The sequence below is a fragment of the Litoreibacter sp. genome, assembly GCF_058136045.1.
Genome location: NZ_JBYVDD010000008.1, coordinates 243,898 through 270,668, shown reverse-complemented (window position 1 = coordinate 270,668; position 26,771 = coordinate 243,898). Strand labels below are relative to the sequence as shown.

Sequence of the window (26,771 nt, the reverse complement as noted above, 5' to 3'; positions counted from 1 at the left end):
CGTCACGGGCTAGAGAAACAGCAAAACGGGCAGAGCGAAAGACCCTGCCCGACATTGTTTTGTATACTGGCGACCAATATCGCCCGATCCCGTTTAACAAGACGGGATGTTGTTCCCTGTATCCCACGGCAAACAAGAGGCAAAGCGCGGCGATGTCACGACAAAGTTCTCGAACACACGGCTGCTCCAGCCCACGTTAAAGGCAGGGTTATAATCGGTGAAGCTCTCGACAAGGATGACGGTCTCGCCCACAGCCATCAAAGGAATACGGTTTTTAAACGCCGATTTCTTAACCGTATCATTGGTTTGCACTGTCAAAGTATTCTTCGACGACGCGGACCAAAGAACCCGGTGTTTCTTACCACTCCAAGTCAGGCTGGTGACCCGAAGGGCCGAACTGCCTGAGGTGTAAGCCAGCGCGTCATAGAGATCTTGCAGGCTATTTACATAATCCGCATCAATAGCTTGCATCCTCCGAGACAGAATATCCCCGATGGTATAGGTCGCCTTCAGCGCAGAGTTACGATTTTTGAACCCGTCAAAGAACACGAAGCTGCCCACGAACCATGCAAGCAATAAGGGCAAGACCAACACAGCCTCAACGGTAGCCGAGGCACGGGTATCACGGACAAACTGCGCGACGGATGCCAGGCTGATTTGTAATATCTGTTTCATTGGTTTGGCTCCACAGAAAACGCCGACATAGCAATCATATTCAGCCGCCCGCCGCTATCGCGGGTCAAGTATTCACCCAGCGCCGCTGTCGGGAAAAATGGCTCAATCGACATACAAGCCCGCACGAACATGACGTCATTCGCAGTGCTCGGCGAGAATGCAGTCGTTGGCGTAATATTCTGCGGATAATTCCGGCACGGCGTATCACCCTGCGGAAATACCCAGTTCGACCCACCCGCATCATTTGCGGTCAGGCGAACCATTTCTAACGTCAGATCATCCATGCAATGGTTTTGCAAAATAACGGTTTGCGCACATAACGCAGTTTTCACTTGGTTCAATGTGAAGTTGCGATTTTCCGACAAGCGGACTTCACGCACAGTCACATCCAGTGCCCGGTCAAACATCATGTAGCGTGTCATCAGCATCCCGACCTCAAAGATCGACATGAACACCAACATGAAGCCAGGGAACAAAATGGCAAACTCGATTGTGGCATTGCCATCCTCGCGCCCCATAAGGCGGCGCCAGGACTTACCCAACCATGAAGACTTCCTAGTATGTGTCATTGGATCAACCTCAACCGGTTAATGGTGCGGGCGATAGCCCCGAACGCATTGCTAATTTCAACACCTTCCACCGCAAAGAAGTGGCTGTCAGATGTCGCGCAGTTGTGCATCACGGTCGATGCCGAAGGGTTGTTTGTAATCTCAAACCCGATGGTAAAGATCACGATTCCTGCGTCGCGCGACGCTTGGCAAATGTTCGCCAGGGAGACATCCGCCTGATTGGAAGTCATCGTCTTGTGATAATAGTCATTGTAGCGGTGGTGATAGACATAGCGCTGCAAGTAGTACCACAAGGTATATCTGGCCCAGTGGCGGTACTCAGAATCCGAGTTATATGCCCAGCTTTTGATGCGATATTGGTTCACATTCATCCCATCAGTCATCAAGACGATAACCTTGGCTGTTTCCTCATCATCATAGTCTGCCGGACGCCCAAGGAACGCGCCATCCACATCACCCGAAGCGATCATGCCATTCACCGTGCCACGCAAAGTCGGGTCAAGAAGTGCCGCGCCCCATTTCATAGCGTAGTGAATGCCTGTCGCCGTACGCGGCTCATATGAATTGATGGTCGACTTCAACGTCACGCCATTGTTTTGGAACGGCTTAATTGTTTCCTCTGGCTTGTCAGAGCACCATGGGTTTTGAATTTTGTAATTCGCCCAAGAGCCATAATTCGCGTTGGAATACTCATAGTGCTGCATCTGCTGATACTGTTTGCTGAAGTTCAGCGGAACAGTCGTAAAGTCAGATGCATCAAATTCTACACAAAAAGAATAGCCGTGCTTTTGATTCACATTGATCGCATTAAACAACGTCGGACCAGCATTGGTTTGACCCGTGTAAGGTATCACGGAGATTGAGATCAATTCATCCGTGTCGGGTGTGATCAGCGCGTCAACAAATTCATTCGCAGCCGCTTGCATGTTTTCGAGCTTGTCATTGTCTTCCATAGAGCCGGAAATATCGAGGACAAGTGACACTTCAACATTGTTGATCCGCTCCTCTGCGGCACCACTAGCTGGGGCATCGATACTCTCGATGCCAACCATGTTCAGGAACATGCTGTTCACTTCGCTAGACGCGCTCGCGGTAACGGTGCGGTAGTTCAGCCCCTCTTGTACATCAACATCCAGATCATAGTTTTCCAGACCGGACTTGGCGAAGTAATCCTCGACAACCTCTTGGGGGTCATTTGTCTGATCCAGATCAGCAGCAGCCAAAATTGCGCGATCCAGCGTCGCCTGCAAGCGGGTGCGCATATTTTCATGACGCATAAAATCGATGGCCATACCTGTTGCGACCATCACCATAATGAAAATGGTTAATCCGAAAATGATCATCGTGCCATGTTCTTCACGGGCAAAGCCACGCGTACGGCCTACTAGCCGCTCTTTTACTTGGCCAATGATACCAACAGCGCGATTTGCGCCATTAGCGGATTCGGCAATGTTTTTATGCATGTCACTCATGACTGCCCTTCCCTGACGCAACAACACGTCAATGCCTTCGGCGTAATTCGCCCAACACCAAATAAGTCAGAGCACTGTGGCTAGAATTTGACGAATTTTGGCCAAAATGAGGCGGTTAATAGGGTATTTCAGCAACTTTTAAGGTAACCACGCTGCATTGTTCCTGAAACGGGATCAGTTCGCGGGGCAATCAACGGAATCACCCGGTTTTTGAAAAAATTCCCATTAACCACTTATCAAACAAGAAAACGCACTCTAGGGTCATTCGAATATCGCCTGTTTTTTAAGCGATTTATTAACATATGCCATGTCAGAAGAGATGTTATGAGCAATCCAAATGAACCGTCCTTTCGTGAATCTGTAGAGCTAATGTTCAACCGGGCTGTTGCCCTCATGGACTTACCGCCAGGTTTGGAAAACAAAATCCGAGTTTGCAACGCGACTTACACCGTCCGCTTTGGTGTACGGCTGCGCGGTCAAATTCACACCTTCACCGGGTATCGCGCGGTCCATTCCGAGCATATGGAACCCGTCAAAGGTGGCATCCGCTTCGCCCCGAATGTTCACCAAGATGAGGTCGAAGCCCTCGCAGCGCTTATGACTTTCAAATGTGCTTTGGTGGAAACCCCGTTTGGGGGGTCCAAAGGCGGCCTATGCATCGACCCGCGTGACTGGGATGAGCATGAGATGGAACAGATTACCCGTCGTTTCGCTTATGAGCTGGCCAAACGTGACCTGATCCATCCCAGCCAAAACGTCCCCGCCCCCGACATGGGAACCGGAGAGCGTGAAATGGCCTGGATTGCCGACCAATACGCGCGAATGAACACCACTGACATCAATGCGCGCGCCTGTGTCACCGGGAAACCCTTGAACGCTGGCGGCATCGCGGGTCGTGTCGAAGCTACGGGGCGCGGCGTGCAATATGCCTTGCAGGAATTCTTCCGCTACCCAGAAGATATCGCAAAAGCTAAACTAGAGGGCACGCTCGAAGGCAAGCGCGTCATCGTGCAAGGCTTGGGCAACGTAGGGTATCACGCGGCCAAGTTCCTCTCCGAGGAAGATGGCTCAAAGATCATTGCGATCATCGAACGCGACGGGGCACTGTCCAATGATAGTGGTCTTAATATTGAAGCCGTGCATGCTTGGATTGGCGAACATGGGGGTGTCAAAGGATGCCCAGAAGGGACCTTCATCGAAGACGGCCCCTCCATGTTGGAAGCCGAATGCGACATCTTGATTCCTGCCGCCCTTGAGGGAGTAATCAACCTATCCAACGCCGAAAGAGTTCAAGCCCCTCTTATTATTGAGGCTGCGAACGGCCCAATCACTTCAGGTGCAGATGACGTGCTTCGTAAAAAGGGCTGCGTCATCATCCCCGATCTTTATGCGAACGCTGGCGGTGTGACCGTTAGTTACTTCGAATGGGTAAAGAACCTAAGCCACATCCGGTTTGGGCGCATGGGTAAGCGGCAAGAAGAAGCTCAACATCTTCTATTAATCAACGAATTGGAGCGCCTTTCATCCGACCGGGAATTGGGTTGGGAATTAAGCCCCGACTTCAAGAGCCGCTTCCTGCGTGGCGCAGGAGAAATCGAGCTGGTCCGATCCGGTCTTGATGACACCATGCGCTCTGCCTACCAAGCCATGCGAACCGTTTGGCATGGCCGCGATGATGTAGAAGATTTACGCATGGCAGCCTATCTGGTTTCGATCGACCGCATCGCTGGCAGCTACCGCGCCAAAGGCTTGTAAAAATCAAAAGGCAGGACGTTTTGCGTCCTGCCTTTCCTTGATGCTATTGAAATCCCTCAATATCCACCAACCCATCTCGGGTCGCGACCATCGCCGCCAAAGTATCCGCCATGACCTTCCCCTCAGCCCCGGACGTCAAGCCACCAACCCCTACACGTTTTCCAAATCGCCACCAAAGCCCCGGGGCCCATGCTCTTGGGTAGGATGTCTTCAACGTCACCAAAAACCCATTTGATGGTTTAAACGCGAAAAAGCTCCGGTCAACTTTTTCTATATCTTCGATGCGAAAGATTTGTGTTCCATTCGAAAGTCGCAACTCATATTCCGTCAGCTCAATCATATGGCCCGTCATCTGCCACATTTTGTACCCGCCATAGAGTGATGCAGCCCCAATAGCTAAAAGCAAAAGCACCAGATGCGCCCCATTTGGAGGCTGGGTTATCACAAGATAAATAAGAAGTGCGCCCAGAGCATACAAAACACCTGCGCCGAACATACGGCGGGGGGCCGAGGGAATTAAGCCAGTGATCACTTCGGCTCGTGGCGTTTCTGATGTCTTAGACATGAGGTCCCTTTCTATCATGCGCGCGCGTCCGCCTTACCGCGACCCACGATCAAACACCACCCCCGCAAAAACCACAGCTTAGCAAGGCCACCCAGCAAAAGGGAATTGGTAGCTCAAATAAAGCCCCGCCAGCGCAAAACGGCGACCGTTGCCCCAAAAACCAGCACCAATTGAATGATCACAGCAGACGCAAAGCCGAAGCGTGCCTTAGACTTAAGCGCTTGAGGATTAACGCTTTCCAGATGAGTTAAACATATTTCATAGGCCGTACTCACCTGATCAGGGTCGAGACGTAGCAACATCTTAGGTTCGCACGCCATTTGCTCTGCGCTGATCAAAATTTCCGCTGCGCGTCGAACTGAAGAGGGCAAAATACGGCCAGCGCGACGGACTTGGATTTCCAAGGAACGCCCTTTCATGTCAAGTTTTTCAAGCAAAAGCCCGGAAATACGCCTTACCAATTGATCTACAACTACCTTTTCCATTCTGCTCTCTTAACCCACTTCCAAGCCAAGGGTGAAGCTGCTAGGTCTTTGTTTATGCTCAATTACACAACATTTGGCACGACTGGTGCTGCCAAGCCTCTTTTGATTGCACATGGACTTTTTGGCTCCGGGCGCAATTGGGGGGTGATTGCGAAGCGGTTATCAAACCGTGGAGAGGTTAACACCGTGGATATGCGCAACCATGCGTATAGCTTCTGGGATGATGCCCATAGCTACCATGACCTTGCCGATGACTTAGCGCAGACCATTGAAAAAATAGGAAAACCTGTTGATGTCCTTGGGCATTCCATGGGCGGCAAAACGGCTATGGTGCTGGCAGTGACACGACCAGAGCTGGTTAACAAACTGGTGGTGGCAGATATTGCTCCGGTGACCTACGGACATTCCCAACTGCAACCCATTGAATCCATGCGGAAAGTCGACTTCGCAAAGGTCGATCGGCGCTCCGACGTGCTGGAACAACTGTCAGATTTAGAGCCTGGACTTCCCGATTTTCTAGCTCAATCCGCTGATATTGCTAACAAAACATGGCGCCTGAACTTGGACACTTTAGCCAATGAAATGGACAAGATCATCGGCTTCCCAAACATCGAGGGCAGCTTTGATGGTCCAACCTTGTTTTTATCAGGGGCGGCGTCAGACTACGTTTTGCCAGAGCACCGGCCAATCATCAAACCTTTGTTTTCAAATGTAAAATTTGCGAAAATTCCAGATGCCGCACATTGGCTCCACGCCCAGAAACCACGCGAATTCGAGGCGGCAGTTCGGGTGTTCCTCGATCAAACTTAGCCCCAGCCAGCGCACGGTGCGCTAAGACGGCGGAAACGTACAGGCGGTACATCACGTACAGAATTCCACCAAATCTGTACGAAAGCCCCTCAATGACCGATAATTTTGCCCCTCCATGGCCCACCAACTCGAAATGGGTCACCACCACCGCCTTCTGAAAACGAATGGCCTTTTGGATCAATTGGGTCGAGTTTGGCCAGCGAAGATTGTGGCTGTCCAAGAATGGAAAAATCAGCGCGGTGCTGGTCTCAACCATCGATGTGCAAAAACTGGAACGGTATGAGAACCGCGCGCTGGACGAGGAGCGTCGCCGTGTGGAGCAACACCTCGCAGCGGTCAAGCGGCTCCATAAAACCGAGCACGAGAAAGAGCACGGAACCCTAACCCCGGAATTCGAGCCGACATACCACCCGAAACTGGATTAGCCGCTAGACGATTTTTGCGGTGATCTGCTTGGCAATAATCCATGTGATCGGAATGGAGACAAGGAACCCCGCACCAGCCGAAATCAAGATCGGCATCATGGTGTCATAGCCCATCGACAGCACCACAATCACCGCGATACCCGCGACAGTGGTGGAGATCATCGAGAACAAAATTGCGGCGAGACGAAACATGGGGTGACTCCTTGGTCTTGGTTTACGCGTGTGTCTATAGCGCAGGGAGCGGGCGATAACTTTGATCTGAATCATGTGACGGCAACGCTTGCCAAGCCTGCGCGATGGCGCATTATGGCGGTGATACATAACGTCAAAGGACAAGGTATGAGCTGGTCAATCCATCATGTAAATCTAGAGGCAAGAGACGTCCAAGCAACCGCACGGTTTTATGCGGCAATGTTGGGGATGGAGCAAAAGGACTGGGCCTTCCCCGCCACACGAGGCTATTTACCGGGCGATCCTGACAAACTGGCGCTGATGGCAGATGGGCGCGACAGCCATTCCGGCCTGCATTTGATTGCGCCGGATCAGGATTTTGCGGCGAAGAATGGCCTGAGCCACAACCCGTCAATTGGCGGTCACGTGGCGTTTGAGGTGGACGATCTGGACGCCGTAGTAGCGCGCCTCAAAGCGGCAGGCATCCGCTATTCGCTAACGGGAGAGTTCGCAATTCCGGGGATGCGGCACTTGTATGTGGCGGACCCGTCGGGGAATTTGATTGAGGTGAATGAGCGGATTTAGAGGGAAACTGGCGAAACCTACACTATAGATTGCTTTTAACCGCCACAATTTCGTCGTATAGTTCGGTACATACACCTCAACGTAACACCTTCACATTATCGAGGGTATGGTTGTCGTAGTTGCCTCTCGAACATATCTATGAGACACATACGACATATATGGGAGTCCAAACATGATTAAAAGATTGCAACGCCGGACTGTGCGTGCTGGCTTCATCGACGGCTTCACATCACCCTTTCTTGTGTTCTACTCTAGCCCACTACACTTTAGCTACCGAAACCGAGACACAGTAAGAGAAGCGTGGCAAAAAGTGGGGAAAGACCTCAGAAAAGCAACAAAAACAGAGGGAACTAGAATTGGGAAAACCTCCAGCACCGAGCAAGGGAACGAATTCGTCCACAATTGAGACCGTCGAACAACGTAGTTTGGAAGAGGTCATCGACAGTCAAATCGGTGACGTGATCTCGCAAAAACAACGTGAAGTGGTTGTCGCTAGAATGACCTCCTTCATTCAAAGCGAACATTTTTCTGGTCCGATTGCTCACCCTAGGCATTTGCGAGCATACGAAGAAGTATCTCCTGGAGCAGCTGATCGCATCATTGCAATGGCAGAACGTCAGCAAGAACATATGATTGATATGGATAAGGGTATGCTTGGAGCAGAGGTGTCTGATCGTAAGCTCGGCATGTTGTTAGGAGAAATTTCATTTTTCTTTCTAATCGTGGGTGCACTGGTTACGGCATTGTGGACTAACAGTGAAATAGTACCTGGCTTATTCCTCGGAACTGCTGCCATCGGTGGTGTAAGCTTGTTCATCAAAGGACGCCAAAACGGTAGCTAGACTTTACACACTAGCTTAAAAATATCCCCCCTAGCCTCACCCATCCATTTCCATCCACGATTACGCACCACCTCACCGCGTGGGCACGCGTTTTGCTTTGCAAAGCCCACCCGCCGTAAAACTGAACAGCTTTAGCTGTCCATTTTTAAGGCGCTAATAAACGCCTCCTGAGGTATATCCACTTTCCCGAATTGACGCATCCGTTTTTTACCGGCTTTTTGTTTTTCCAACAGTTTCTTCTTACGGGACGCATCGCCACCGTAGCATTTGGCGGTCACGTCTTTGCGCATGGCGGCCAGCGTTTCGCGCGCGATGATGCGCCCACCGATGGCGGCTTGGATCGGGATTTTGAACATGTGGCGCGGGATCAGGTCTTTGAGTTTCTCAACCATGGCGCGGCCACGGGTCTCGGCGCGGTCACGGTGCACCATGATCGACAGCGCGTCGACCGGCTCGTCATTGACCAAGATTTGCATCTTCACCAACTGATCCTCGCGGTAGCCGATCATTTGATAATCGAAGCTGGCGTAACCTTTTGTTACTGATTTTAGGCGATCATAAAAATCGAACACCACCTCATTCAGCGGAAGGTCATACACAACCATCGCGCGGCTCCCCGCGTAAGTCATGTCCATCTGAACGCCACGGCGATCTTGGCACAGCTTCAACACGTCACCCAGGTATTCATCTGGTACAAGGATCGTCGCCTTGATGCGCGGCTCCTCTAGGTGGTCCACATGGGTCAGGTCGGGCATATCGGCGGGATTATGCAGGTCGATTTTATCGCCCACTTCACCGGGGGCTGCACGCATATAGACGTGGTAGATCACCGACGGCGCGGTGGTGATCAGGTCAATGTCGTACTCGCGTTCGACCCGGTCACGGATCACTTCTAGGTGCAACAGCCCTAGGAACCCACACCGGAAGCCAAAGCCTAATGCTGCGGAGGTTTCCATCTCGTAGCTAAAGGAGGCGTCATTTAGGGCCAGCTTGTCGATGGCATCGCGCAAGTCTTCAAACTGGGATGTATCCACGGGGAACAGGCCGCAAAAGACCACCGGCTGGGAGGGTTTGAAGCCCTCTAACGCATCGGTAGTACCTTTCTTCTCATGGGTGATCGTGTCGCCCACGCGCGTGTCGCGCACCTGCTTGATGGAGGCCGTGAGGAAGCCCAATTCACCAGGGCCAAGTTCATCAATGTCGGTAAGTTCCGGCTTAAAGACGCCGATACGGTCCACATGATGGGTGGTGCCGTTGGACAACATCTTGATGCGCTCGCCGCGCTTCAACACGCCGTCGATGATGCGCACAAGAACGATCACGCCGAGGTAGCTGTCGTACCAACTGTCTACCAGCATCGCGCGCAGCGGCGCGTCGCGGGTGCCTTTAGGGGCCGGTAGGCGGGTGACGATGGCCTCGAGGGTCTCGTGGATGCCCTGCCCGGTTTTAGCGGAAACTTGGATGGCGTCCGAGGCGTCGATGCCGATGACGTCCTCAATCTGTTCGGCCACGCGGTCGCAGTCCGACGCAGGCAGGTCAATCTTGTTGAGGATCGGAACAATCTCGTGATCCGCGTCAAGGGCGTGGTAGACATTGGCGAGCGTCTGGGCCTCGACCCCTTGGGAGCTATCAACCACCAGCAGCGAACCTTCAACGGCGCGCATAGAACGTGACACCTCATAGGCAAAATCGACGTGACCGGGGGTGTCGATCAGATTGAGGACGTAATCTTCACCGTCGTCAGCATGGTAGTCGATGCGCACGGTCTGCGCCTTGATGGTGATCCCGCGCTCGCGCTCGATATCCATGCTGTCGAGCATTTGCGCCTTCATGTCGCGCGCAGCAACCGTGTTCGTCTCTTGGATGAGGCGATCAGCGAGGGTCGATTTACCGTGGTCAATATGGGCCACGATGGAGAAATTGCGGATTTTTGAAAGCTCGGTCATGGTATAGGGATATGTAGCGGTTTGAAGGGGTGGTCAATGGGTCTGGCACCCTATGCTTAAGCAAACGGCGTCAATGGCACGACACATGAGGGTTTTGGGATAGATATAGCGCCTTAGATGCTCGAAACCTGTCGTCCAAACAGTCTGACCAAAACAGGCCATGCGGGACAAACCAGCCATTCAGATTTACGCGCTAAATGGCTGGTTTGCCAGACGAGCCGTCTTACGCTGCGGCGGTGGCTTCGATTTCAAACAGCAAGCTCGGAATTGCGAGACGAGTTACGCCAAGCAAAGTCATTGGAGGGGCGCATTGGATCGGCCCAAAACGCATGCCCAGCAGATCAAAGTTCTTCAACGCCTCATCCACGTCGGTTGCGAAAATGCCAAGCCGGATGATGTTGCTCAAACTCATATCCGCCCCAGCCAACACGGCCTCCAGATTATCCAAAGCCAGACTGATCTGGCCACGCATGTCGCCGGGATGCTGTGGATTGCCCGCGCCATCAACCGCGGTTTGACCTGCGCAGATCAATTGACGCGATGTGTCGGTGATTATCTCGGCTTGATTGTAGCCAAGCTTTAGCGACCAGTCCCAAGGGTTTACAGGTATGCGTTTCATTCTCAAAGTCTCCATATGATATCTATGCGACCTGCTTAGAGTTAATTGGTGACAAAATATGTCACCGAAAGTACGGTGGTGGAGAAATGAACATTCACCTCCGCCATGATGCCATCGTGCGCACCCTTCGCCGCAACGGAACCTCGACGATTGATGATCTGTCTGGCGAGGTCGGGGCATCGCAACGAACAATTCTACGCGACATCAGCGCGCTGCGCGATCAAGGCTTTGTCATCCATTCCGAAAGCGGACGCGGTGGTGGTGTGCAGCTTGACCCGCAATCGGTACAGACAACTGCACGGCTATCGGTGACCGAGGTATTTGCCCTTCTCATCAGCGTCGCAGCTATGCGGGCGGCACAGGTTTTGCCCTTTTCTGGCCTCGCGGATGCAGGGCTAGCCAAGATCGAGAAAGCCTTGCCACCGGACAAACTGCGCGATCTGCGCCGATTCCTTGAGTGCTTGCACATTGGCCAGTTGTCACCGCACCAAGACATATCTGATATAGGGGCGATTGATCCTGCACTGCTCCCTGCGTTTGAGGCGGCGTTTCTCCAAGGTGTTCACTTACGTTTTCAATACCGTGACGCACAAGGGAACGAAACGAGCCGTGAGGTTGAACCTCAAGCCATGCTGATCCTCTCGCCGCTGTGGTATTTGGTGGCTTGGGATCCTGCTCGTGAAAATTTCCGGCATTTTCGTATGGACCGGATCAGTAGGCCAGAATCTATCAATGGCACGACGTTCCGACGACGACATGTGCCATTCGAAAATGATGTCTGCCCATTTAGCGATCTGCCGCGCTGACCACTGCGCAAAGCCGGTTTTAATGCCCCCGCAGCAGGCGTTGGCGTGACAGGTTTCATCTGCAGCCCCTAGCTCTAGGGCGACAGAATCACCCCGCACGCCAATCGTGGCGAAAATGTGGCGGTGGTTGACGGGGCGGAAACAGTGGGGCCTTACCTTGCGGTTTGGTTCATGTATCACACCAGATATGCCCTGTAACATGCTGAAAAATGGCAAAAACTTGACGTGCACTCAAGGTTAATGGAAGTTGAACTCCTCTGTTCTGCTGCCCCTCCATAAGGATGTATTTCATGTTTCGTTTTGCACTTGCCAGTCTTTGCCTTGTAACCGCCGCGCCTGTTTTTGCGGGCGACCAATCGCTGTACCCCCATGTCCACACCAACACCCCGATCGTGGCCAGCTACACCAACCCGATCAACTACCGTCCCCATAATGCGGCGGGCAGCAACCAAGGTCACGGCTTCAATGAGGCTGAGATTGTACGCTCTCGCGGCTACAATGAAGCCAACACCAAGATCCTGCCACGGACCTCCACGGGTGCTGGCTCAATTGCGGATGATGGCCCGGTGACGGAGATTTTCGTCAACAATCTGCCTGCCTTGAATGGAGGCCGTGTCGCGTCACACAACACCGCATACGCCAGCCAAGACCGCTACAATCAAGGCATCGTGACCGGCCTGATCGCAGGCGTGATTTTGGGTGCAAATCTACCGCACAACTAAGCAACCCTGAGGCCCCTCGCCTCGAGTTGAACGACATCTGCGCCTCGGTGATTGAATTCACCGGGGCGTTTGCCGTATAATTACCCAACACGCAGGAACGACCGAGCACGGAGCATACCGTGCCGCACCAAATGGAGCAGGATCATGGGTAACAAAACCGCCACCTTCACCGCCACCTTGGCCACCGTGGCCAGCCTGGTCGCCAGCGCGTCTTGGGCCGGACCAATTGAAAGCGCCTGCCTGAGGGCCGACCGCAAATCGGCCTCACGCGTGCTGTGCAACTGCGTGCAACAAGTGGCTGATTTTACTTTGGACAGTGGCGATCAACGGCTTGCGGCCAGTTTTTTCAAAGACCCACACCGCGCGCAAGAAATCCGCCAATCGGACAACAGCCGCCACGAGAGTTTCTGGAAACGCTACAAAGAGTTTGGCGCCAATGCCGAGAGCTATTGCCGCTCGGCCAAGAGCTGAGCAATTAGCCCATCTAGACAGGTTTCCAGTAACTTAATGACCGGATCGAACTTGCCTGTGTAATATGGGTCACTCACCTCGCGTGGGCCGTCAGGCAGACCAAAAGATGACACTAAAACAATTGGGACATTGCCCCCCTTGGGGCGCATCGCCAGTAGGTCAAGCCGATTGGCCTCGTCCATGACCACGACCAAATCGAACGCCACGAAGTCCAGCGAAGATACTTTGCGGGCGATATGTGCAGAAATATCATAGCCCTGCCCCTGCACCCGCGCGGCCACAATAGCGCGCGCATCCGGGGGGTCTCCTTGATGCCAACCCCCAGTTCCCGCGCTATCGACAACAATATCAAGCCCCGCACTTTGTGCTTTGGCTCGCATGATGCCCTCTGCCAATGGCGAACGACAGATGTTGCCCAAACAGACAAACAGTATTTTTTGTGTCACGTTATTAGCTCCCCAGCTACGCAACGATAGTAACAAACTGCTTAGAAATTCAAGGAAATAAAAACTTTTGAAACTGCATGCAGAGGCATGGAACACCTTTGTGCAGCATGTGGGCGACCCGAAGGTCACCCACCGGTGATTCAGCTGTCGCTTTTGTGAGCGTGACCATGGTCGCCATCATGTTTCATACCATGGCCTTTTGCAGGCTTACGTTCCAAGTCAACCGGGACCATAATTTCAATCGCGCCAGCTTTCTCGAAGGTGAGCGTAACCGGCACCATAGCCCCCTGCTCCAGCGCGCCGTTTAGACCCATGAACATGACATGATTACTGCCACGTTCCATCATCAACATGTCACCCGCAGCGACAGGAAACCCCTCTTTTACATGGATCATTTGCATCACCCCATCGGTTTCCTTGTGGGTGTGCAACTCCACCCGTTTTGCAACCGGAGACGCCGCGTCGATGAGGCGGTCATCAACGCCTGACATGTTCATCAAAGAGATGAACGCGGCCCCGGTTTTAGCGGTAGACGTGGCACTGCGCGCATAGGAATCGGTAACCTTGATGGCCATATCGCCGGCGAAAGCCGCGGTGGACAAAGTGGCGGCAAACACGGCCGCAGAAATGAGTTTCAGAGACATGGTATATGTCCTTTCGTCTGAGAGATTGTCTGTAAAATTTTAACGATTTAGTCAGATCAACCGATAGGTGGTGCCCGGGCCTGAACCCCGTCACGACGAAGGTGTGTTTTGTGCTGGCTGGCGCGCACGATAACCAGCGGTACCTGCATCGCAGCCCCGCGAAGCACGATGGCGCGCGCAGGCGCCTGTGCCAGCATGGCCGTCGTGCATTTAGGGCAAATCGGGGCGAGTTCAATCCGCTCGCCGTTGGCGTCCACCTGAATAGTTTGCAGCCCAGCGCCGTTGCAAATCACCACTGCCTGCCCACCTGCACTGCGGTCGCGCATCATTGCCATGGAGCCAGAGGTGGCAACCATAGTGAGCACAAGCAGCAGTGAGAAAAGGCGGGCGAATATCATACGCTTACAGCTAGCGACATGATGCGTCCGCGCCAAGGGGGCAAATCCCCCTTCACGCGACGTTGAGGAGTTCAAACGAAAATCGGCCCCGTCCAGATATTGGACGAGGCCGCTTTCAAAAGCAGTGCAGTTAGGATCAAGCCTCGGCTTGGGCCTTTGCGATGTCTTTTTTAACTTTCAGCGCCTTGGTGGACAATTCGGCGTCTTTGGCTTTCGCCATGAACGCGTCGAGGCCACCACGGTGATCCACTGTGCGCAGAGCAGCAGCGGAGATGCGGAACTTGAAGCCGCGGCCCAGTGTCTCGGACAACAGGGTTACTACGTTCAAGTTCGGCAGGAAGCGGCGCTTGGTCCGGTTCTTAGCATGGCTGACATTGTTGCCAGACATCGGGCCTTTGGCGGTGAGTTCACAGACGCGCGACATGTGCGTTTCCTTCCGGGTCTCATAACAGATGAAGGCACCACACATGTGATGCCCTGAATTCGGTCTGCGTGGAATAGGCGGAGATTTGGGGAGGGTCAAGGGGGGGGAGGGGTCGAATTGGCGTTTTGGGGCGGGAAAGGCGCTGATTTATTAAGACATATTCACTTTGCGAGCGGTGGTAGCTTCGGTGGGAGTATTTTTAACCAGATAGAATCGGGAAATTCAAGGCGTCAGCGCATGAACCTTAACAGTGGGTCATGTGAGTCGCGTGAGCATTTCCGCCGCCGCTTTATCGGGAGAAAGGGAGCCGTCGGAGACCTTAGCCGCCAAAGATTGCAATGCGGCCACGATGTCTTTGTCGGTGCTCAAGCGCGCCAACAGCCCAGTACGCACCGCCTGTTCGAACCAGTGCACGCCTTGCGCCTTGCGGCGTGTGTCCCAATGCCCGTTATCCTTGCGCCACTGGCTGAGGGTTTGCATGTCTTGCCATGCCTCCTCTAGGCCCAACCCCGTGATCGCAGAGACAATGCGCGCCTTTGGGAAGCCGTCGGGATCTTGGACACGCTTGCGCAACAGGCGTAACGCGCCTGCGTAGTCGGCCTGCGTGCGCATCGCCGCGGGCTTCAGATCACCGTCGGCTTTGTTGACCAGTATCAAGTCGGCAATCTCCATGATGCCACGTTTCACGCCTTGCAACTCGTCGCCACCAGCGGGTGCCAAGAGCAAGATAAACAGGTCGGACATCTCTGCCACCATGGTTTCCGACTGGCCGACGCCGACAGTTTCAATCAACACCACATCATAGCCTGCGGCCTCGCATAGGGTCACGGCCTCGCGGGTGCGGCGTGCCACGCCACCCAGATGGGTTTGCGAGGGCGAGGGCCGGATGAAGGCATTCTTGTCGCGCGATAGCAGGTCCATGCGGGTTTTATCGCCCAAGATTGATCCGCCAGATCGGGTCGAGCTGGGATCCACAGCCAGCACGGCGACGCGCAGGCCTTGGCTGGTCAGATGCAGACCGAAGCCCTCGATAAAAGTGGATTTGCCGACACCGGGCGTACCGGACAGACCGATACGCAGGGCTTGGGGGGCGTCCGTGCGCAGGGTGTCGATCAGTTCTAGGGCCTGCGCGCGGTGGTCACTGCGGTTGCTCTCCACCAAGGTGATTGCGCGCGCCAAGGCGCGGCGGTCACCGGCCTTGATCCGGGTGGCCATATCTTGCGTCATATCATCAATATGTTTCAACGGGTGGCGATCTTTCGCTTGTTTTCCCCGCGCGGTGGGGGTGTTAACCTCTGCTCTAGGTCCCAATATGCCCTGAGACGCATAAGTGATGCAACGAGGCTAAGTACTATGAAGCAGTTTTTGAAAATTATGGGTGTTTGCGCCCTGCCCCTGTCGATGGTGGTGCCACATGTGGCTGCCGCCGATGGAACGACCAACGCTAAATTTTCGGTCGCCATACGCGGGATTACCGCCGGGACATTGACCATTAAGGGCAAGGAGGGCGGCGGCAACTACACCGCCTTTGGCGTGTTACAAAGTGGCGGGTTGATCGGCTTGGTGGCGAAGGTAAAGTATACGGCCTCGTCCTGGGGCACCGTTAAAGGGGCCACGTTCAAGCCTGCGCGTTATGACGAGAAGGCCGACACCGGCAAGCGCAAGTCTTCGGCCTCGATGAGCTATAAGGGTGGCGTGCCAAGCGTGAAGGATTATGTGGCAAGCCCAAACGGGGTGAAGCCCTCGACCCAAAAAGGCACAGTGGACCCGATGACGGCGCTTTATGCTGCGTTTCGCGACGTGAGCAAGGAAGACGTCTGCAAGCTGAGTGTGGTGATGTATGATGGCAAGCGGCGCAGTCAGGTGAAACTGGCGAGCCCACGCGCTGACGGAGATTTGATTAAATGCGATGGGGAATATCGCCGCCTGAAGGGGTTCTCGGCAGAGGATATGGCTGAAAAATCACGCTTCCCGTTTAATCTATATTACGCCAAAACTTCTGAGGGGCGCTATAGGGTCGAGAAGGTTGTGACCCATACGCTGTATGGCAACGCTGTGATGAGGCGGAAATAGAGTTTTTTCCGTATTTGAGAGAACAAAGATGACAGGGGCGCGCTTGTCGCGGTAAGCCGTGCTCATGAATTTGCCCATTGAAGATGTAGTAGACGCCCTTGTTGCTCATATGAGCGGTGAGGGCGTTTGCGTTTTGCAAGCACCACCGGGCGCAGGTAAAACCACGCGGGTGCCATTGGCGTTGCTGGCAGCGGGGACATTTAAGGGGCGGTTGCTGATGTTGGAACCCCGCCGTTTAGCCACGCGCGCGGCGGCGGAGCGAATGGCGCAGAGTTTGGGCGAGGCCGTGGGAGAGACCGTCGGCTACCGGATGCGCGGCGAGGCGAAAGTGTCGAAAGCCACGCGTATTGAGGTGGTGACGGAGGGGATACTGACCCGCATGATCCAAAGCGATCCAGAATTGGCGGGCGTGGGCTGTGTGGTGTTTGACGAATTTCATGAGCGCTCTTTGAACGGTGATTTAGGCTTGGCTTTGGTGTGGGAGGCGCGCGAGGCCTTGCGGCCCGACCTGAAGCTGATGGTGATGTCTGCGACCTTGGACGCCGAGCCGGTGGCCGAGTTGCTGGGCGGCGCGCCCGTGGTAACTTCGGACGGACGCGCGCATCCGGTCGAGACCCGCTGGCTGGCGCGGCCTTTGCACCGCGAGATGCGGTTTGAGCGCGCGGTGGTTGATTTGGTAGAGCAGGCGGTGGCCGAAACCACGGGCGGCGTTTTGGTGTTCCTGCCCGGCGAGGGCGAAATCCGGCGCGTCATGAATGGGTTGACCCTGCCCGATGGCGCGGTGTTGCGACCGCTGTTTGGGGCCTTGCCGTTTAAAGAGCAGCGCGCCGCAATTGCGCCAGAGCCGGGCGTGCGCAAGGTGGTGCTGGCAACCTCGATTGCGGAGACCTCTCTGACGATTGAAGATGTGCGGGTCGTGGTGGACGCGGGGCGTGCGCGCCGGGCACGCTTTGATCCGGGGTCGGGTATGTCGCGGCTGGTGACCGAGAAAGTCAGCCGTGCCGAGGCAACCCAGCGGCGCGGGCGGGCGGGCCGCGTGCAGCCCGGCATTTGCTACCGGATGTGGACTAAGGCCGAGGAAGGCGCCCTGCCCGCCTTTCCCCCTGCCGAAATCGAGGCGGCGGATTTGACAGGCTTGGCGCTGGAACTGGCCAACTGGGGCGCGACCCCTGCGGATTTGGCGTTTTTGACCGCCCCGCCCGAGGGGGCTTTTGGCGAGGCACAGGGTTTGTTGCGCCTGTTGGGAGCCTTGGATGGCGCGCGGATCACTGCGCATGGCAAGGCGCTTGCGGCGATGCCTTTGCACCCTCGACTGGGGCATATGTTGGCGAAATCTGGCGCGAAGGCTTGCGAATTAGCGGCCTTGTTGAGCGAACGCGATCCATTGGGACGTAGTGCTGGCACGGATGTGGCCGCGCGCATGAAAGTGCTGTCGGGCAACGTGCCGGCGCACGCAAATCGCGGCGTGGTGGAGCGGGTGCGCGCCGAGGCGCGGCGCTTGAAACGGTTTGCAGGGCGCGCGCCGCGCAGCTTGGGCGAAATGGCGGCGCTGGCCTATCCTGACCGCATCGGATTACGGCGGCCCGGCGGCGATGCGCGGTTTGTTTTGTCGGCTGGTAAGGGGGCGGTGATCGAGGCGGGCGACGGGCTTGCAGGGCAACGGCTGATCGTGGCGCTGGATCTGGACGGCGACGCGCGTGAGGCGCGGGTGCGGCTGGCCTGCGCCCTGAGCGAGGCGGAGTTGCGCGAGCTATATAGTGATCAGATCGACTGGGTCGAATTTTGCGAATGGTCCAAGCGCGAGCGCAAAGTGCTGGCGCGCAGGCAGGAGCGGTTCGGGGCTTTGGTACTGGACGATCGCGCGTGGAAAGACGCGGGCCGCGACGACGTGGCGCGCGCGATGTTGGACGGTGTGCGCCAACTTGGCTTGGGCGCGCTCAACTGGTCGAAGGCGGCGCGGTATCTGCGGGCGCGGGTTTTATACATGCGCGAAGGCCTGCCGGACTGGTCGGACGCGGGCTTGCTCGCAGGCCTTGAGGAGTGGCTGTTGCCGCATCTGGGCAACGTGCGCTCGGGCGAGGCGCTGAAAAATGTGGACGTGGCAGAGGCGTTGCGCGCGGTGCTGAGCTGGGAGCAGATGCAGGGCTTGGACGCAGGTGCACCGGCGAAATTTACCACGCCATTGGGGCGTGATCTAAGCTTGGATTACGCCAGCGGCGCGCCCGCGCTAGAGGTACGCTTGCAAGAAATGTTTGGCGTGACCACGCATCCGGTAACAGGGCCAGAACGGCTGCCCCTAAAGATAACATTGCTGTCGCCCGCGTCTAAGCCAGTGCAGGTGACAACGGATTTACCGGGATTTTGGGCAGGCTCCTATGCGGATGTGCGCAAGGACATGCGGGCGCGCTACCCACGCCACCCCTGGCCCGAAGACCCGACAGTGGCGGATCCGACGTTGCGGGCCAAACCACGCGGGAGATGAGGTGAAGGCTGGACAGTTTGGCGCGGCTTGCTAGAGTTTGCCTTATCCCTTTGAGAAAGCCAGCGCCATGACCTCTGCCAGCAACAAATTCGGCACTTCCCAACCCGTTAAACGCCGCGAAGATGCGCGATTTTTGACCGGCGACGGGCGTTACTTGGACGATACCGTACCAAGCGGTGCGCTGTTTGGGTTCGTGTTCCGCTCAATGGTGGCGCATGCGCAAATCACCGAACTGGACATCAGCAACGTGCAGAATGCGGACGGCGTGCATCTGGTTTTAACCGCTGAGAGCTTCGAGGCGGCTGGGTGCAAGAATGCGATGGGCGCGCCGGTTATCAAGAACCGTGACGGCACTATGGGCGCGGCGCCAGTGCGGCCAATTCTAGCAACCGGGCGCGTGCGGTTTGTCGGCGAGGCGATTGCGCTCATCGTGGCCGACACCATGGAGCAGGCCAAAGATGCGGCCGAGTTGATCGGGTTCGATTACGACGATTTGGACGTGCATATGGACGTCTGTGAAGGGGGCAGCGCCATTCACCCCGAAGCCCCGAACAACCTTGCTTATGACTGGGGGATTGGCGACGCTGAGGCCACAGAGACGGCATTCAAGCGGGCGGCATTTACCACGAAAGTCGAGATCGGCGACAACCGGATTATCGCCAACTCGATGGAGCCACGCGGCTGTTGGGCGGCGATGGAAAACGATCGGCTGCATCTGGAATATTCCGGTCAGGGCGTGTGGGGGCTGAAAGGCTCTCTGGCCTCCACCTTGGGCTTGGACATCGAGGGCGTGCATGTGACCACGCCGGATGTGGGCGGCGGATTTGGGATGAAAGCCTTTGACTACCCTGAATACTTTTTAGTGGCTCAGGCCGCGCGCCAGCTCGGGCGCACGGTGCGCTGGCAAGCAGAGCGCACAGAATCCATGCTGACGGATAATTCGGGGCGCGATCTGGTCTCGGTGGCGGAGCTGGCTTTTGACGAGAACCACAAGATCACCGCCTACCGCGTCAATGCTGTCAGCAATATGGGGGCCTATAATTCGGGCTATGCGCAATTCATCCAAAGCGACCTCGCCTCCAAGGTTTTGATGGGCTGCTATGATGTGCAGGTGGCGTATTTCAGCAATCAGGGCATCTATACCAACACCACGCAGGTCGATGCCTATCGCGGCGCCGGGCGGCCCGAAGCGATCTATGTGCTGGAGCGCGCGATGGATCATGCGGCGCGTGAATTGGGCGTGGATGCGCTGGAGTTGCGGCGCAAAAACTTCATCCCTGCGGATAAGTTTCCTTATACCTCGGTCACGGGGGAATTGTACGACGTGGGCGATTTCCACAAGGTTTTGGCACGCGCCGAAGTCGAGGCGGACATGGCCGGATTTAGCGCCCGCAAGGCGGCATCTGCCAGCGCGGGCAAGCTGCGTGGCACGGGGCTGTGCTATTATATTGAGAGCATTCTTGGCAGCCCCGACGAGACCGCGCATATGGAATTTACCGACGCGGGCCGCGTGAACCTCTACGTCGGCACCCAAAGCAACGGCCAAGGTCACGAGACGGTTTATGCGCAAATATTGCATGAATATACTGGCATCGACATCGAGTTGATCGACATCGTGCAAGGCGACAGTGACCGGATTGCGACGGGCGGCGGCACGGGGGGCTCGCGGTCTGTCACGACGCAAGGCACGGCGAACAAGGCAGTGGCGGAAAAGACCATCGAGACATTCAGGCCATTCGTGGCAGAGCAATTGGGCGTGGAGAGCGTCGCGTTCGAGGACGGCGTGTTTCGCGCGGATGGCTCCAACACCGTGATGACGTTGATCGAGGCCGCACAGGCCGCGCGGGACGAGGGCCGCGACGATTTGTTGAACGTGAGTGCGAGCACCACCTTACCGGGGCGCTCCTACCCCAATGGATGCCACATCGCCGAGGTCGAGGTTGACCCCGATACTGGCGTCACGCAGGTGGTGAAATACACAGTGGTGGACGATTTCGGCGTGTTGATGAACCCGATGATGGCAGAAGGCCAAGTCCATGGCGGTGTGGTGCAAGGCATCGGGCAAGCGATCAGCGAACATGTGGTTTACGACGGGGACGGCCAGCTTTTGACCGCCACGTTTATGGACTACGGAATGCCGCGCGCAGCGGATATGCCGATGATAGATTTCCACTCGGAACCTGTGCCCTCCACCGCCAATGTCCTGGGCATGAAGGGCTGCGGCGAAGCGGGCACCGTGGGCGCGTTGGCAGCTGTAGCCAACGGCGCGCTGGACGCGATGTGGGAGCGCGGCGTGCGACATGCGGACATGCCCTTCACCCCGCACCGCGTTTGGATGATGTTGCAGCAAGCGAAGGCCAGATAGATGTGCAATTCAACCAAATCAGGCACGGCGATTGGCACGGTATAGATTGCCCCCCCTGCACCCGCACGGCTGAATGGCGGCTCAAAACGCGCGGTGGTGCCACTGTTTGACGGCGCGTTGGACGCCATGCGGGCATGTTGTTCACCGCGCACCGCATAGGGGTGATGCGTCGCGGCGTCTACTGTAGGGCTTTGGGAACCTTGCGGCTGCCTTTCACCGACCAGTCATCAAAATAAATCACCTGCGCGTATGGCACGGCGTTCCGGTACGGCCCGATGCGCGACATCAGCCGGTCGCCTTTTTGCAAGGTATCAATGCCGCGCGCCGACTGGATCAACTGACCATCGACAAAAATACGGCAAACACCATTGGTTTGCGAGAGCACCAATTCCATAACGACCTTATGCCATGCCCCATCATCAAGCCGGATGCCGTAGCGGCGCGTGCGGACCTCATCTTGGCTGGGCTTGCCGCTGGAGTAATCGTTGCACTTGGTGACCCCGCCATTGTTAAGATAAACGGCCACCGGAGGAGAGCCCAACCCCGGCGCAGTGCGGCCTTGCTTGATCTGGGCAATCATCGTGCGATCGGTGGCTTTAAACCCTTTACCAACGCGAACTGTAAAGCTCTGGCGTATAAATTTGGCACGGTTTACGTCGACTCCGAACTCGGCACGCTCAGACCCTTTGGCTTTATCAGTTCCGGCCCCGTGCATGCCCGGCCTGATCGTAAACGCCACCTGCCCGTCTACAAATGTCACAGCCTTCTTGGTCGTGTTATACTTATGCGGCACCTTATAGTTGATCTTGCGTTTGAAGTCGGTTGAAAACGACTGTGCGCAAGCGGCCCAAGGCGTCAAAACGATGGCAAAAGCGATAATAAATTTGAGCACGCGCAAATCCCGAATAAGGTAGCGCGACACTCGACCGAAACAGCCTTTGATGTCAACGCCACCGCGACCCCGACCAAGGAATCCGCCGCCATGCCTGACAAACCAAACCTAGACGCCGCCTATGCGCTGGAGACCCCGGACGACAATCGCCGCCTCTACGGGGCGTGGGCCGATAGCTATGACGCCGGTTTTGCACAGGCGAAAGGGTACCAATTGCCCGGACATGTAGCGCGGTGTTTTGCGGAGTTGGGCGGGTTGGGTCCGGTGTTGGATCTGGGCGCGGGAACGGGGCTTTTGGCGCAGGCTTTGCGCGAGATCAGCGACGTCGAGATTGACGCGCTAGACCTCTCGGCGCAAATGCTGGCCGTGGCCGGAGCCAAGGGGGTTTACCGCGCGCTGATCGAGGCAAACCTTAACGCACCGCTCGCCCTGCCAAAGGGGCGCTATGGCGGCGTGGTCAGCTCTGGCACTTTCACCCACGGGCATGTCGGGCCGGATGCACTGGACGGGGTGTTGGCGCTGGCCAAACCCGGTGCGTTATTTGTGCTATCGGTCAATGCCGCGCATTTTGAGGCCCGTGGATTTGCGGCTAAATTCGAGACCTTAGCCCCAAAGATCACCGATTTCCAGATCCGAACGGTGAAGATTTACGACGCGAAGGCAAAGCCTGAAGCACGCGACGAGCACTCGGAAACCCCAGGGCATCTGGCGATTTTCCGGCGGGTTTGATCCACCGCTGCACCCTGTTGGGAATGTGATTAACCTTGACTGGCGGAGGCGGCGCATTCGCCCTACTGTTAACAAAAGCGTTTCAATTGGAGAGAGTATCGTGCGCTGGTATAAAGGATTGGAAAGGCTCGGGCGCTATGCCCGCCCCATGTCTGATCGCCTAAAAACCTTTGTCGGCTTCGGCCCCGAGCCACGCTCGGTGCACCCAAAAGCCACGCGCGGGCCAGTGACCCATGTCATCATTCTGGACGGCACCATGTCGACGCTGGAGCGCGGTTTTGAGACCCATGCAGGCACCACCTTTCGGCTGCTGTCGGAAATGGCTCCGAACAAAGCTGTCTCGCTGAATTACGAGGCGGGCATTCAGTGGCAAGGGCTGCGCCGCGCTATTGATGTGATGGCAGGCGTCGGTATTAACCGTCAAATCCGGCGTGCCTACGGGTTTATCGCCTCGCGCTACCGCCCCGGCGACCGCATCTTTTTGTTTGGCTATTCGCGTGGGGCCTATGCCGTGCGCAGCCTTGCAGGCGTTATTGACCGCGTGGGGCTGTTGCAGGCTGACCATGCCACCGAGCGCAACGTACGCCAAACCTACCGCCATTACCGCCGCGACCCCAGCAGTGAGGCGGCCAAAATTTTCCGTGCGAAATATTGCCACGACGCGGCCCCCATCGAGATGATCGGCGCATGGGATACAGTGCGCGCCTTAGGCTTTCGCGCGCCGTTTTTGTGGCGATTTTCGCCGGTGGAACACGCGTTTCACAACCATACGCTCGGCTGCTCGGTCAAACACGGCTACCACGCGCTGGCCCTGAACGAGACCCGCCGCATCTTCGAGCCAATCCTGTGGAAAACCCGTGAAGGATATTCCGGCGTGTTGGAACAGGTCTGGTTCAAAGGCTCGCACGGTGATGTGGGCGGGCATTTGATGGGCTACGAGAAGGCACGGCCCTTGGCCAATATCCCCATGGTCTGGATGTTGGAAAAGGCCGAGGAATGTGGCCTGCCATTGCCGGACGGCTGGCGCGCACGGTTCCCGCGCGACGTGGAGGCCCCGTCCGTGGGCACATGGCGCCACTGGGGTAAATTGTTCTGGCAACGCCGCGCGCGCGTGGTGGGGCTTGATCCGTCCGAACGGCTGCATGAGAGCATCGAGAACGCCCCGCAAGGCGTAGCGGCCCCGCCGAGCAAAGCCCCGCTAAAGGCCGCTTCGCGCGGTTAAACTCGGGCCAACCTGCCGCCAAAGCACAATGTCAGATCAAAACCCGTATCGCGCACTCACCTAAGGAGGGCGATTATTCGGTAGTCCATTTCTTTTACGGTTTTCTATGGCGGCAACATTTTGCGACGGAAACTCTTGGCGCGCCCGTTATATATTCATGGAAAAGAATATAAAGGTGTTCATCATGACTTACCCCACCAAACTTGGCATGCTTCTTGCAGCCGCACTTGCGTTTCCGGCCGCGGCTCAACAGGGCAATCCCGGCGCTCATTTTCTGGAGAATTGGGACTTGAACGAAGATGGCCAAGTTACGGCCGCGGAAGCAACCGAGAAGCGTCGCGAAGTTTTCTATATGTTCGACCAAGACGAAAACGGCGTGCTTAATGCGACCGAGTATGACCTTTTCGACGAAACTCGAAAAGCCGATATGGATACCAACGCTGGCGGGCAGAAAGGGCAAATGCGAGACGTTTCAAAAGCAATGACCCGCGCGTTCAATGACGTTGATCAAAACGGGGTCGTGAGCGAAAAGGAATTCCTGTCGCAAGTTCCCGCGTGGTTCGAGATGATGGATCGGGATGGTGACAATCTGCTCACCACGGCTGATTTTGGTCGCTAAAAGCAGCAAAGGCAACAGGCTGCGGCTAAGCCAATGCGGAGGTCAAAGCGGCTTCGCGGACCTCCTGCGCCAAGGCGCTATCAGGTAGGGTCCGCGCAAGGATCATGCCACCCACACAGGTCGCCGCCAGCGCCAAAGCCTTGCCGCGATCCGCTTGACCCTTTTGCGCCAAGCTTTGCTCGAACAGCCAGACCATCGCCGTCAGCAATTCTTGATAGGCCCCCTTCACCTCATCACCGCTGCGCGCCACATCTGACGGCAAGGCAATCATCGGGCATTGCCCCTCCGCATCGCCCAAATGCGCATCCGAGAGGTAGCTTGATATCATCTGCGCAGCGGTCTCGGGGTGCATCTGCGTTACGTCGATACCTGCCTCTGCGCGCCATTGCGCCCCGCGCCCCATCAGGAAGCTGGAGATGGCGGCGGCGAATAATTCCTCTTTGTTTTTGAAGTGGTTATAGAAGCCACCTCGCGTCAATCCGGCCTTGGACATAACGCTATCTATGGTCACGGCTTGAAACCCGTGGATGTTGAACAGGACCCGCGCCGCCTCGATAATTTTGGCGCGCGAGCGCTGCGTGTGTTCCTTGCTATATGGCATCCTCTCGCCCCCTCTTTTGTGCCAGCCTAGCAGTAATTTTAAAATGTTCTTTAACATATTTAGATCGGTGTAATTGTGCCTCCACATCCAACAAATTGACAGGAAACACAGATGCCAAAATTCGTTCTCGCCTACCACGGCAGCCCCCAATTCGAGACCAAAGAAGAGGGCATGGCCCATATGACGGCATGGCGCGCATGGGCTGAAAGCTTGGGCGGTGCTCTCATTGATCCCGGATTGCCAGTTGGCCCTTCCGTCACCGTTATGGCCGATCAAAGCGTGACACAAGACGGCGGCAGCAACCCGATCAGCGGGGTCTCGGTGCTGGAGGCGGACACCATAGAAGCCGCGATTGATATGGTGAAACCCTGCCCGCACTTAAGCGCAGGCGGCACAGTTGAAATCGCCCAAGCGCTCGACATGGACATGTAGCGTCAGGAGGAAATCATGGAAGCTTTACGAGAAGTCAGCCCCGCCCTTGCCCCCTATCACACCGCGATCCTTTGTCTGGCGGTCTTATGCCTCGTTGCGCTAATCCAGTCCTTTCTCAGCGCACCATTGGCCTTTATCAAAGAGGAGCAAACCCCCGGTGCACCGCTCAACTTCGACCACTCGAAGTTGAGTTTTCGGGTTCTGCGCACCTATGGAAACACCGTCGAGAACCTGCCCGCGTTCGGTTTTTCCCTGATCGTAGCGATAATCGGCGGGGCCTCTCCTTGGGCGGTGAACGGGCTGGCCGCGCTTTATCTGGCGTTCAGGTTGGTGTTCTGGGTGGTTTATTACTCCGGCATCGGCAAGGTCGCTGGCGGACCACGTACCCTTGCCTATGTCGGCGGGCTACTGGCCAACATGTCCTTGGCAGCACTCGCAATTTACGCATTGCTCTGAGCAAAACCCGACCAAAGAATTTACCGCTTTGGTCGGGGTATTTCCATAATTCTCATATTTTTTTTCGACC

Annotated in this window: 31 protein-coding genes; 16 read left to right on the top strand and 15 right to left on the bottom strand. The window is 56.0% G+C overall.

Annotated features, from left to right (window positions below):
• Positions 1–93 precede the first annotated feature (93 nt).
• The 3 genes from AC3Y7R_RS13430 to AC3Y7R_RS13420 are packed head-to-tail and all read right to left on the bottom strand — an operon-like array spanning position 94 to position 2,716.
• Positions 94–675 carry a TadE/TadG family type IV pilus assembly protein gene (locus tag AC3Y7R_RS13430; RefSeq protein ID WP_490042558.1) on the bottom strand — a complete coding sequence of 194 codons (582 nt, stop codon included), beginning with the start codon at positions 673–675 and terminating at the stop codon, positions 94–96.
• Positions 672–1,244, bottom strand: coding sequence for a TadE/TadG family type IV pilus assembly protein (locus AC3Y7R_RS13425; protein WP_490042557.1), 573 nt, complete (start codon positions 1,242–1,244; stop codon positions 672–674). Before AC3Y7R_RS13425 ends, AC3Y7R_RS13430 begins: the two co-directional genes overlap by 4 nt.
• Positions 1,241–2,716 (bottom strand): pilus assembly protein TadG-related protein, encoded by a 1,476-nt coding sequence (locus tag AC3Y7R_RS13420; protein WP_490042556.1) that lies wholly within the window; start codon positions 2,714–2,716, stop codon positions 1,241–1,243. Before AC3Y7R_RS13420 ends, AC3Y7R_RS13425 begins: the two co-directional genes overlap by 4 nt.
• Before the next feature lie 324 nt (positions 2,717–3,040).
• Between AC3Y7R_RS13420 and AC3Y7R_RS13415 the strand changes: the two genes are divergently transcribed.
• Positions 3,041–4,471: a Glu/Leu/Phe/Val family dehydrogenase gene (locus AC3Y7R_RS13415; protein WP_490042555.1), complete on the top strand. Its 1,431-nt coding sequence runs from the start codon at positions 3,041–3,043 to the stop codon at positions 4,469–4,471.
• 43 nt (positions 4,472–4,514) lie between these two features.
• Here the strand turns inward: AC3Y7R_RS13415 and AC3Y7R_RS13410 are convergent, their stop codons facing one another.
• Positions 4,515–5,036 carry a hypothetical protein gene (locus AC3Y7R_RS13410; protein ID WP_490042554.1) on the bottom strand — a complete coding sequence of 174 codons (522 nt, stop codon included), beginning with the start codon at positions 5,034–5,036 and terminating at the stop codon, positions 4,515–4,517.
• A 113-nt stretch (positions 5,037–5,149) separates the two neighbouring features.
• A complete protein-coding gene (locus tag AC3Y7R_RS13405; protein ID WP_490042553.1) occupies positions 5,150–5,521 on the bottom strand; it encodes a hypothetical protein in 372 nt (123 codons plus the stop codon).
• 54 nt (positions 5,522–5,575) lie between these two features.
• On the opposite strand from AC3Y7R_RS13405, the gene AC3Y7R_RS13400 reads away from it, so the two are divergent.
• A complete protein-coding gene (locus tag AC3Y7R_RS13400; RefSeq protein WP_490042552.1) occupies positions 5,576–6,331 on the top strand; it encodes an alpha/beta fold hydrolase in 756 nt (251 codons plus the stop codon).
• Between the two features lie 164 nt (positions 6,332–6,495).
• The gene (locus tag AC3Y7R_RS13395; protein WP_490042551.1) at positions 6,496–6,756 is read left to right on the top strand and encodes a hypothetical protein; all 261 of its coding nucleotides are present in this window, start codon (positions 6,496–6,498) and stop codon (positions 6,754–6,756) included.
• A gap of 3 nt (positions 6,757–6,759) precedes the next feature.
• On the opposite strand, the gene AC3Y7R_RS13390 is transcribed toward AC3Y7R_RS13395, so the two are convergent.
• Entirely contained in the window at positions 6,760–6,948 is a 189-nt protein-coding gene (locus AC3Y7R_RS13390) for a CTP synthetase (RefSeq protein WP_490042550.1), read from the bottom strand.
• A 147-nt stretch (positions 6,949–7,095) separates the two neighbouring features.
• Here AC3Y7R_RS13390 and AC3Y7R_RS13385 point away from each other — a divergent pair, with 147 nt between their 5' ends.
• Both AC3Y7R_RS13385 and AC3Y7R_RS13380 read left to right on the top strand, forming a co-directional pair.
• Complete coding sequence (locus AC3Y7R_RS13385; protein ID WP_490042549.1) at positions 7,096–7,512, top strand: VOC family protein; 417 nt, start codon at positions 7,096–7,098, stop codon at positions 7,510–7,512.
• A 425-nt stretch (positions 7,513–7,937) separates the two neighbouring features.
• Positions 7,938–8,354: a DUF2335 domain-containing protein gene (locus tag AC3Y7R_RS13380; RefSeq protein WP_490042548.1), complete on the top strand. Its 417-nt coding sequence runs from the start codon at positions 7,938–7,940 to the stop codon at positions 8,352–8,354.
• A gap of 131 nt (positions 8,355–8,485) precedes the next feature.
• Here AC3Y7R_RS13380 and lepA read toward each other — a convergent pair whose 3' ends face one another.
• Both lepA and AC3Y7R_RS13370 read right to left on the bottom strand, forming a co-directional pair.
• Positions 8,486–10,300: a translation elongation factor 4 gene (gene lepA / locus AC3Y7R_RS13375; protein ID WP_490042547.1), complete on the bottom strand. Its 1,815-nt coding sequence runs from the start codon at positions 10,298–10,300 to the stop codon at positions 8,486–8,488.
• Between the two features lie 223 nt (positions 10,301–10,523).
• The gene (locus AC3Y7R_RS13370) at positions 10,524–10,919 is read right to left on the bottom strand and encodes a RidA family protein (protein ID WP_490042546.1); all 396 of its coding nucleotides are present in this window, start codon (positions 10,917–10,919) and stop codon (positions 10,524–10,526) included.
• An 86-nt stretch (positions 10,920–11,005) separates the two neighbouring features.
• Here AC3Y7R_RS13370 and AC3Y7R_RS13365 point away from each other — a divergent pair, with 86 nt between their 5' ends.
• From AC3Y7R_RS13365 to AC3Y7R_RS13355, 3 genes are all read left to right on the top strand, one after another.
• Positions 11,006–11,725, top strand: coding sequence for a helix-turn-helix transcriptional regulator (locus AC3Y7R_RS13365; protein ID WP_490042545.1), 720 nt, complete (start codon positions 11,006–11,008; stop codon positions 11,723–11,725).
• A gap of 290 nt (positions 11,726–12,015) precedes the next feature.
• Positions 12,016–12,447, top strand: coding sequence for a hypothetical protein (locus tag AC3Y7R_RS13360; protein ID WP_490042544.1), 432 nt, complete (start codon positions 12,016–12,018; stop codon positions 12,445–12,447).
• Positions 12,448–12,591: 144 nt separating this feature from the next.
• Positions 12,592–12,918 carry a hypothetical protein gene (locus AC3Y7R_RS13355; RefSeq protein ID WP_490042543.1) on the top strand — a complete coding sequence of 109 codons (327 nt, stop codon included), beginning with the start codon at positions 12,592–12,594 and terminating at the stop codon, positions 12,916–12,918.
• On the opposite strand, the gene AC3Y7R_RS13350 is transcribed toward AC3Y7R_RS13355, so the two are convergent.
• From AC3Y7R_RS13350 to meaB, 5 genes are all read right to left on the bottom strand, one after another.
• On the bottom strand, positions 12,894–13,364 hold the full coding sequence (locus AC3Y7R_RS13350) for a low molecular weight protein-tyrosine-phosphatase (protein ID WP_490042542.1): 471 nt from the start codon (positions 13,362–13,364) through the stop codon (positions 12,894–12,896). The genes AC3Y7R_RS13355 and AC3Y7R_RS13350 overlap by 25 nt on opposite strands.
• A gap of 140 nt (positions 13,365–13,504) precedes the next feature.
• Entirely contained in the window at positions 13,505–14,008 is a 504-nt protein-coding gene (locus AC3Y7R_RS13345; RefSeq protein WP_490042541.1) for a copper chaperone PCu(A)C, read from the bottom strand.
• Positions 14,009–14,064: 56 nt separating this feature from the next.
• Positions 14,065–14,406, bottom strand: a complete 342-nt coding sequence (locus tag AC3Y7R_RS13340) for a hypothetical protein (RefSeq protein WP_490042540.1) — start codon at positions 14,404–14,406, stop codon at positions 14,065–14,067.
• Positions 14,407–14,542: 136 nt separating this feature from the next.
• Positions 14,543–14,830: a 50S ribosomal protein L28 gene (gene rpmB, locus AC3Y7R_RS13335; RefSeq protein WP_490042539.1), complete on the bottom strand. Its 288-nt coding sequence runs from the start codon at positions 14,828–14,830 to the stop codon at positions 14,543–14,545.
• A gap of 255 nt (positions 14,831–15,085) precedes the next feature.
• Complete coding sequence (gene meaB / locus AC3Y7R_RS13330; RefSeq protein ID WP_490042815.1) at positions 15,086–16,057, bottom strand: methylmalonyl Co-A mutase-associated GTPase MeaB; 972 nt, start codon at positions 16,055–16,057, stop codon at positions 15,086–15,088.
• A gap of 126 nt (positions 16,058–16,183) precedes the next feature.
• On the opposite strand from meaB, the gene AC3Y7R_RS13325 reads away from it, so the two are divergent.
• The 3 genes from AC3Y7R_RS13325 to AC3Y7R_RS13315 all read left to right on the top strand — a co-directional run bounded on the left by AC3Y7R_RS13325 (position 16,184) and on the right by AC3Y7R_RS13315 (position 21,750).
• A complete protein-coding gene (locus AC3Y7R_RS13325) occupies positions 16,184–16,903 on the top strand; it encodes a DUF3108 domain-containing protein (protein WP_490042538.1) in 720 nt (239 codons plus the stop codon).
• A 64-nt stretch (positions 16,904–16,967) separates the two neighbouring features.
• Complete coding sequence (gene hrpB / locus AC3Y7R_RS13320; RefSeq protein ID WP_490042537.1) at positions 16,968–19,385, top strand: ATP-dependent helicase HrpB; 2,418 nt, start codon at positions 16,968–16,970, stop codon at positions 19,383–19,385.
• Positions 19,386–19,452: 67 nt separating this feature from the next.
• A complete protein-coding gene (locus tag AC3Y7R_RS13315) occupies positions 19,453–21,750 on the top strand; it encodes a xanthine dehydrogenase family protein molybdopterin-binding subunit (protein WP_490042536.1) in 2,298 nt (765 codons plus the stop codon).
• Between the two features lie 178 nt (positions 21,751–21,928).
• Here AC3Y7R_RS13315 and AC3Y7R_RS13310 read toward each other — a convergent pair whose 3' ends face one another.
• On the bottom strand, positions 21,929–22,642 hold the full coding sequence (locus AC3Y7R_RS13310; RefSeq protein ID WP_490042535.1) for a heparin lyase I family protein: 714 nt from the start codon (positions 22,640–22,642) through the stop codon (positions 21,929–21,931).
• Between the two features lie 90 nt (positions 22,643–22,732).
• On the opposite strand from AC3Y7R_RS13310, the gene AC3Y7R_RS13305 reads away from it, so the two are divergent.
• The 3 genes from AC3Y7R_RS13305 to AC3Y7R_RS13295 all read left to right on the top strand — a co-directional run bounded on the left by AC3Y7R_RS13305 (position 22,733) and on the right by AC3Y7R_RS13295 (position 25,212).
• Positions 22,733–23,371, top strand: a complete 639-nt coding sequence (locus AC3Y7R_RS13305; protein WP_490042534.1) for a class I SAM-dependent DNA methyltransferase — start codon at positions 22,733–22,735, stop codon at positions 23,369–23,371.
• 148 nt (positions 23,372–23,519) lie between these two features.
• A complete protein-coding gene (locus AC3Y7R_RS13300) occupies positions 23,520–24,593 on the top strand; it encodes a T6SS phospholipase effector Tle1-like catalytic domain-containing protein (protein WP_490042533.1) in 1,074 nt (357 codons plus the stop codon).
• 184 nt (positions 24,594–24,777) lie between these two features.
• Positions 24,778–25,212: an EF-hand domain-containing protein gene (locus tag AC3Y7R_RS13295; protein WP_490042532.1), complete on the top strand. Its 435-nt coding sequence runs from the start codon at positions 24,778–24,780 to the stop codon at positions 25,210–25,212.
• 25 nt (positions 25,213–25,237) lie between these two features.
• Here AC3Y7R_RS13295 and AC3Y7R_RS13290 read toward each other — a convergent pair whose 3' ends face one another.
• The gene (locus AC3Y7R_RS13290; RefSeq protein WP_490042531.1) at positions 25,238–25,813 is read right to left on the bottom strand and encodes a TetR/AcrR family transcriptional regulator; all 576 of its coding nucleotides are present in this window, start codon (positions 25,811–25,813) and stop codon (positions 25,238–25,240) included.
• A 111-nt stretch (positions 25,814–25,924) separates the two neighbouring features.
• Between AC3Y7R_RS13290 and AC3Y7R_RS13285 the strand changes: the two genes are divergently transcribed.
• On the top strand, positions 25,925–26,245 hold the full coding sequence (locus tag AC3Y7R_RS13285; protein WP_490042530.1) for a YciI family protein: 321 nt from the start codon (positions 25,925–25,927) through the stop codon (positions 26,243–26,245).
• A gap of 15 nt (positions 26,246–26,260) precedes the next feature.
• Positions 26,261–26,701 (top strand): MAPEG family protein, encoded by a 441-nt coding sequence (locus AC3Y7R_RS13280; RefSeq protein WP_490042529.1) that lies wholly within the window; start codon positions 26,261–26,263, stop codon positions 26,699–26,701.
• Positions 26,702–26,771: the final 70 nt, after the last annotated feature.

Excerpts from the sequence above, each read along its gene's own strand:
- AC3Y7R_RS13355 (WP_490042543.1), top strand. The coding sequence starts at position 12,592 with ATGGGTAACAAAACCGCCACCTTCACCGCCACCTTGGCCACCGTGGCC.
- AC3Y7R_RS13360 (WP_490042544.1), top strand. The coding sequence starts at position 12,016 with ATGTTTCGTTTTGCACTTGCCAGTCTTTGCCTTGTAACCGCCGCGCCT.
- AC3Y7R_RS13345 (WP_490042541.1), bottom strand. The coding sequence starts at position 14,008 with ATGTCTCTGAAACTCATTTCTGCGGCCGTGTTTGCCGCCACTTTGTCC.
- AC3Y7R_RS13405 (WP_490042553.1), bottom strand. The coding sequence starts at position 5,521 with ATGGAAAAGGTAGTTGTAGATCAATTGGTAAGGCGTATTTCCGGGCTT.
- AC3Y7R_RS13430 (WP_490042558.1), bottom strand. The coding sequence starts at position 675 with ATGAAACAGATATTACAAATCAGCCTGGCATCCGTCGCGCAGTTTGTC.
- AC3Y7R_RS13385 (WP_490042549.1), top strand. The coding sequence starts at position 7,096 with ATGAGCTGGTCAATCCATCATGTAAATCTAGAGGCAAGAGACGTCCAA.
- AC3Y7R_RS13315 (WP_490042536.1), top strand. The coding sequence starts at position 19,453 with ATGACCTCTGCCAGCAACAAATTCGGCACTTCCCAACCCGTTAAACGC.
- hrpB (WP_490042537.1), top strand. The coding sequence starts at position 16,968 with ATGAATTTGCCCATTGAAGATGTAGTAGACGCCCTTGTTGCTCATATG.
- AC3Y7R_RS13395 (WP_490042551.1), top strand. The coding sequence starts at position 6,496 with ATGGCCTTTTGGATCAATTGGGTCGAGTTTGGCCAGCGAAGATTGTGG.
- AC3Y7R_RS13290 (WP_490042531.1), bottom strand. The coding sequence starts at position 25,813 with ATGCCATATAGCAAGGAACACACGCAGCGCTCGCGCGCCAAAATTATC.
- AC3Y7R_RS13295 (WP_490042532.1), top strand. The coding sequence starts at position 24,778 with ATGACTTACCCCACCAAACTTGGCATGCTTCTTGCAGCCGCACTTGCG.
- AC3Y7R_RS13305 (WP_490042534.1), top strand. The coding sequence starts at position 22,733 with ATGCCTGACAAACCAAACCTAGACGCCGCCTATGCGCTGGAGACCCCG.
- AC3Y7R_RS13425 (WP_490042557.1), bottom strand. The coding sequence starts at position 1,244 with ATGACACATACTAGGAAGTCTTCATGGTTGGGTAAGTCCTGGCGCCGC.
- AC3Y7R_RS13285 (WP_490042530.1), top strand. The coding sequence starts at position 25,925 with ATGCCAAAATTCGTTCTCGCCTACCACGGCAGCCCCCAATTCGAGACC.
- AC3Y7R_RS13280 (WP_490042529.1), top strand. The coding sequence starts at position 26,261 with ATGGAAGCTTTACGAGAAGTCAGCCCCGCCCTTGCCCCCTATCACACC.
- AC3Y7R_RS13370 (WP_490042546.1), bottom strand. The coding sequence starts at position 10,919 with ATGAAACGCATACCTGTAAACCCTTGGGACTGGTCGCTAAAGCTTGGC.
- meaB (WP_490042815.1), bottom strand. The coding sequence starts at position 16,057 with ATGACGCAAGATATGGCCACCCGGATCAAGGCCGGTGACCGCCGCGCC.
- lepA (WP_490042547.1), bottom strand. The coding sequence starts at position 10,300 with ATGACCGAGCTTTCAAAAATCCGCAATTTCTCCATCGTGGCCCATATT.
- rpmB (WP_490042539.1), bottom strand. The coding sequence starts at position 14,830 with ATGTCGCGCGTCTGTGAACTCACCGCCAAAGGCCCGATGTCTGGCAAC.
- AC3Y7R_RS13340 (WP_490042540.1), bottom strand. The coding sequence starts at position 14,406 with ATGATATTCGCCCGCCTTTTCTCACTGCTGCTTGTGCTCACTATGGTT.
- AC3Y7R_RS13410 (WP_490042554.1), bottom strand. The coding sequence starts at position 5,036 with ATGTCTAAGACATCAGAAACGCCACGAGCCGAAGTGATCACTGGCTTA.
- AC3Y7R_RS13420 (WP_490042556.1), bottom strand. The coding sequence starts at position 2,716 with ATGAGTGACATGCATAAAAACATTGCCGAATCCGCTAATGGCGCAAAT.
- AC3Y7R_RS13325 (WP_490042538.1), top strand. The coding sequence starts at position 16,184 with ATGAAGCAGTTTTTGAAAATTATGGGTGTTTGCGCCCTGCCCCTGTCG.
- AC3Y7R_RS13365 (WP_490042545.1), top strand. The coding sequence starts at position 11,006 with ATGAACATTCACCTCCGCCATGATGCCATCGTGCGCACCCTTCGCCGC.
- AC3Y7R_RS13390 (WP_490042550.1), bottom strand. The coding sequence starts at position 6,948 with ATGTTTCGTCTCGCCGCAATTTTGTTCTCGATGATCTCCACCACTGTC.
- AC3Y7R_RS13415 (WP_490042555.1), top strand. The coding sequence starts at position 3,041 with ATGAGCAATCCAAATGAACCGTCCTTTCGTGAATCTGTAGAGCTAATG.
- AC3Y7R_RS13400 (WP_490042552.1), top strand. The coding sequence starts at position 5,576 with ATGCTCAATTACACAACATTTGGCACGACTGGTGCTGCCAAGCCTCTT.
- AC3Y7R_RS13300 (WP_490042533.1), top strand. The coding sequence starts at position 23,520 with ATGTCTGATCGCCTAAAAACCTTTGTCGGCTTCGGCCCCGAGCCACGC.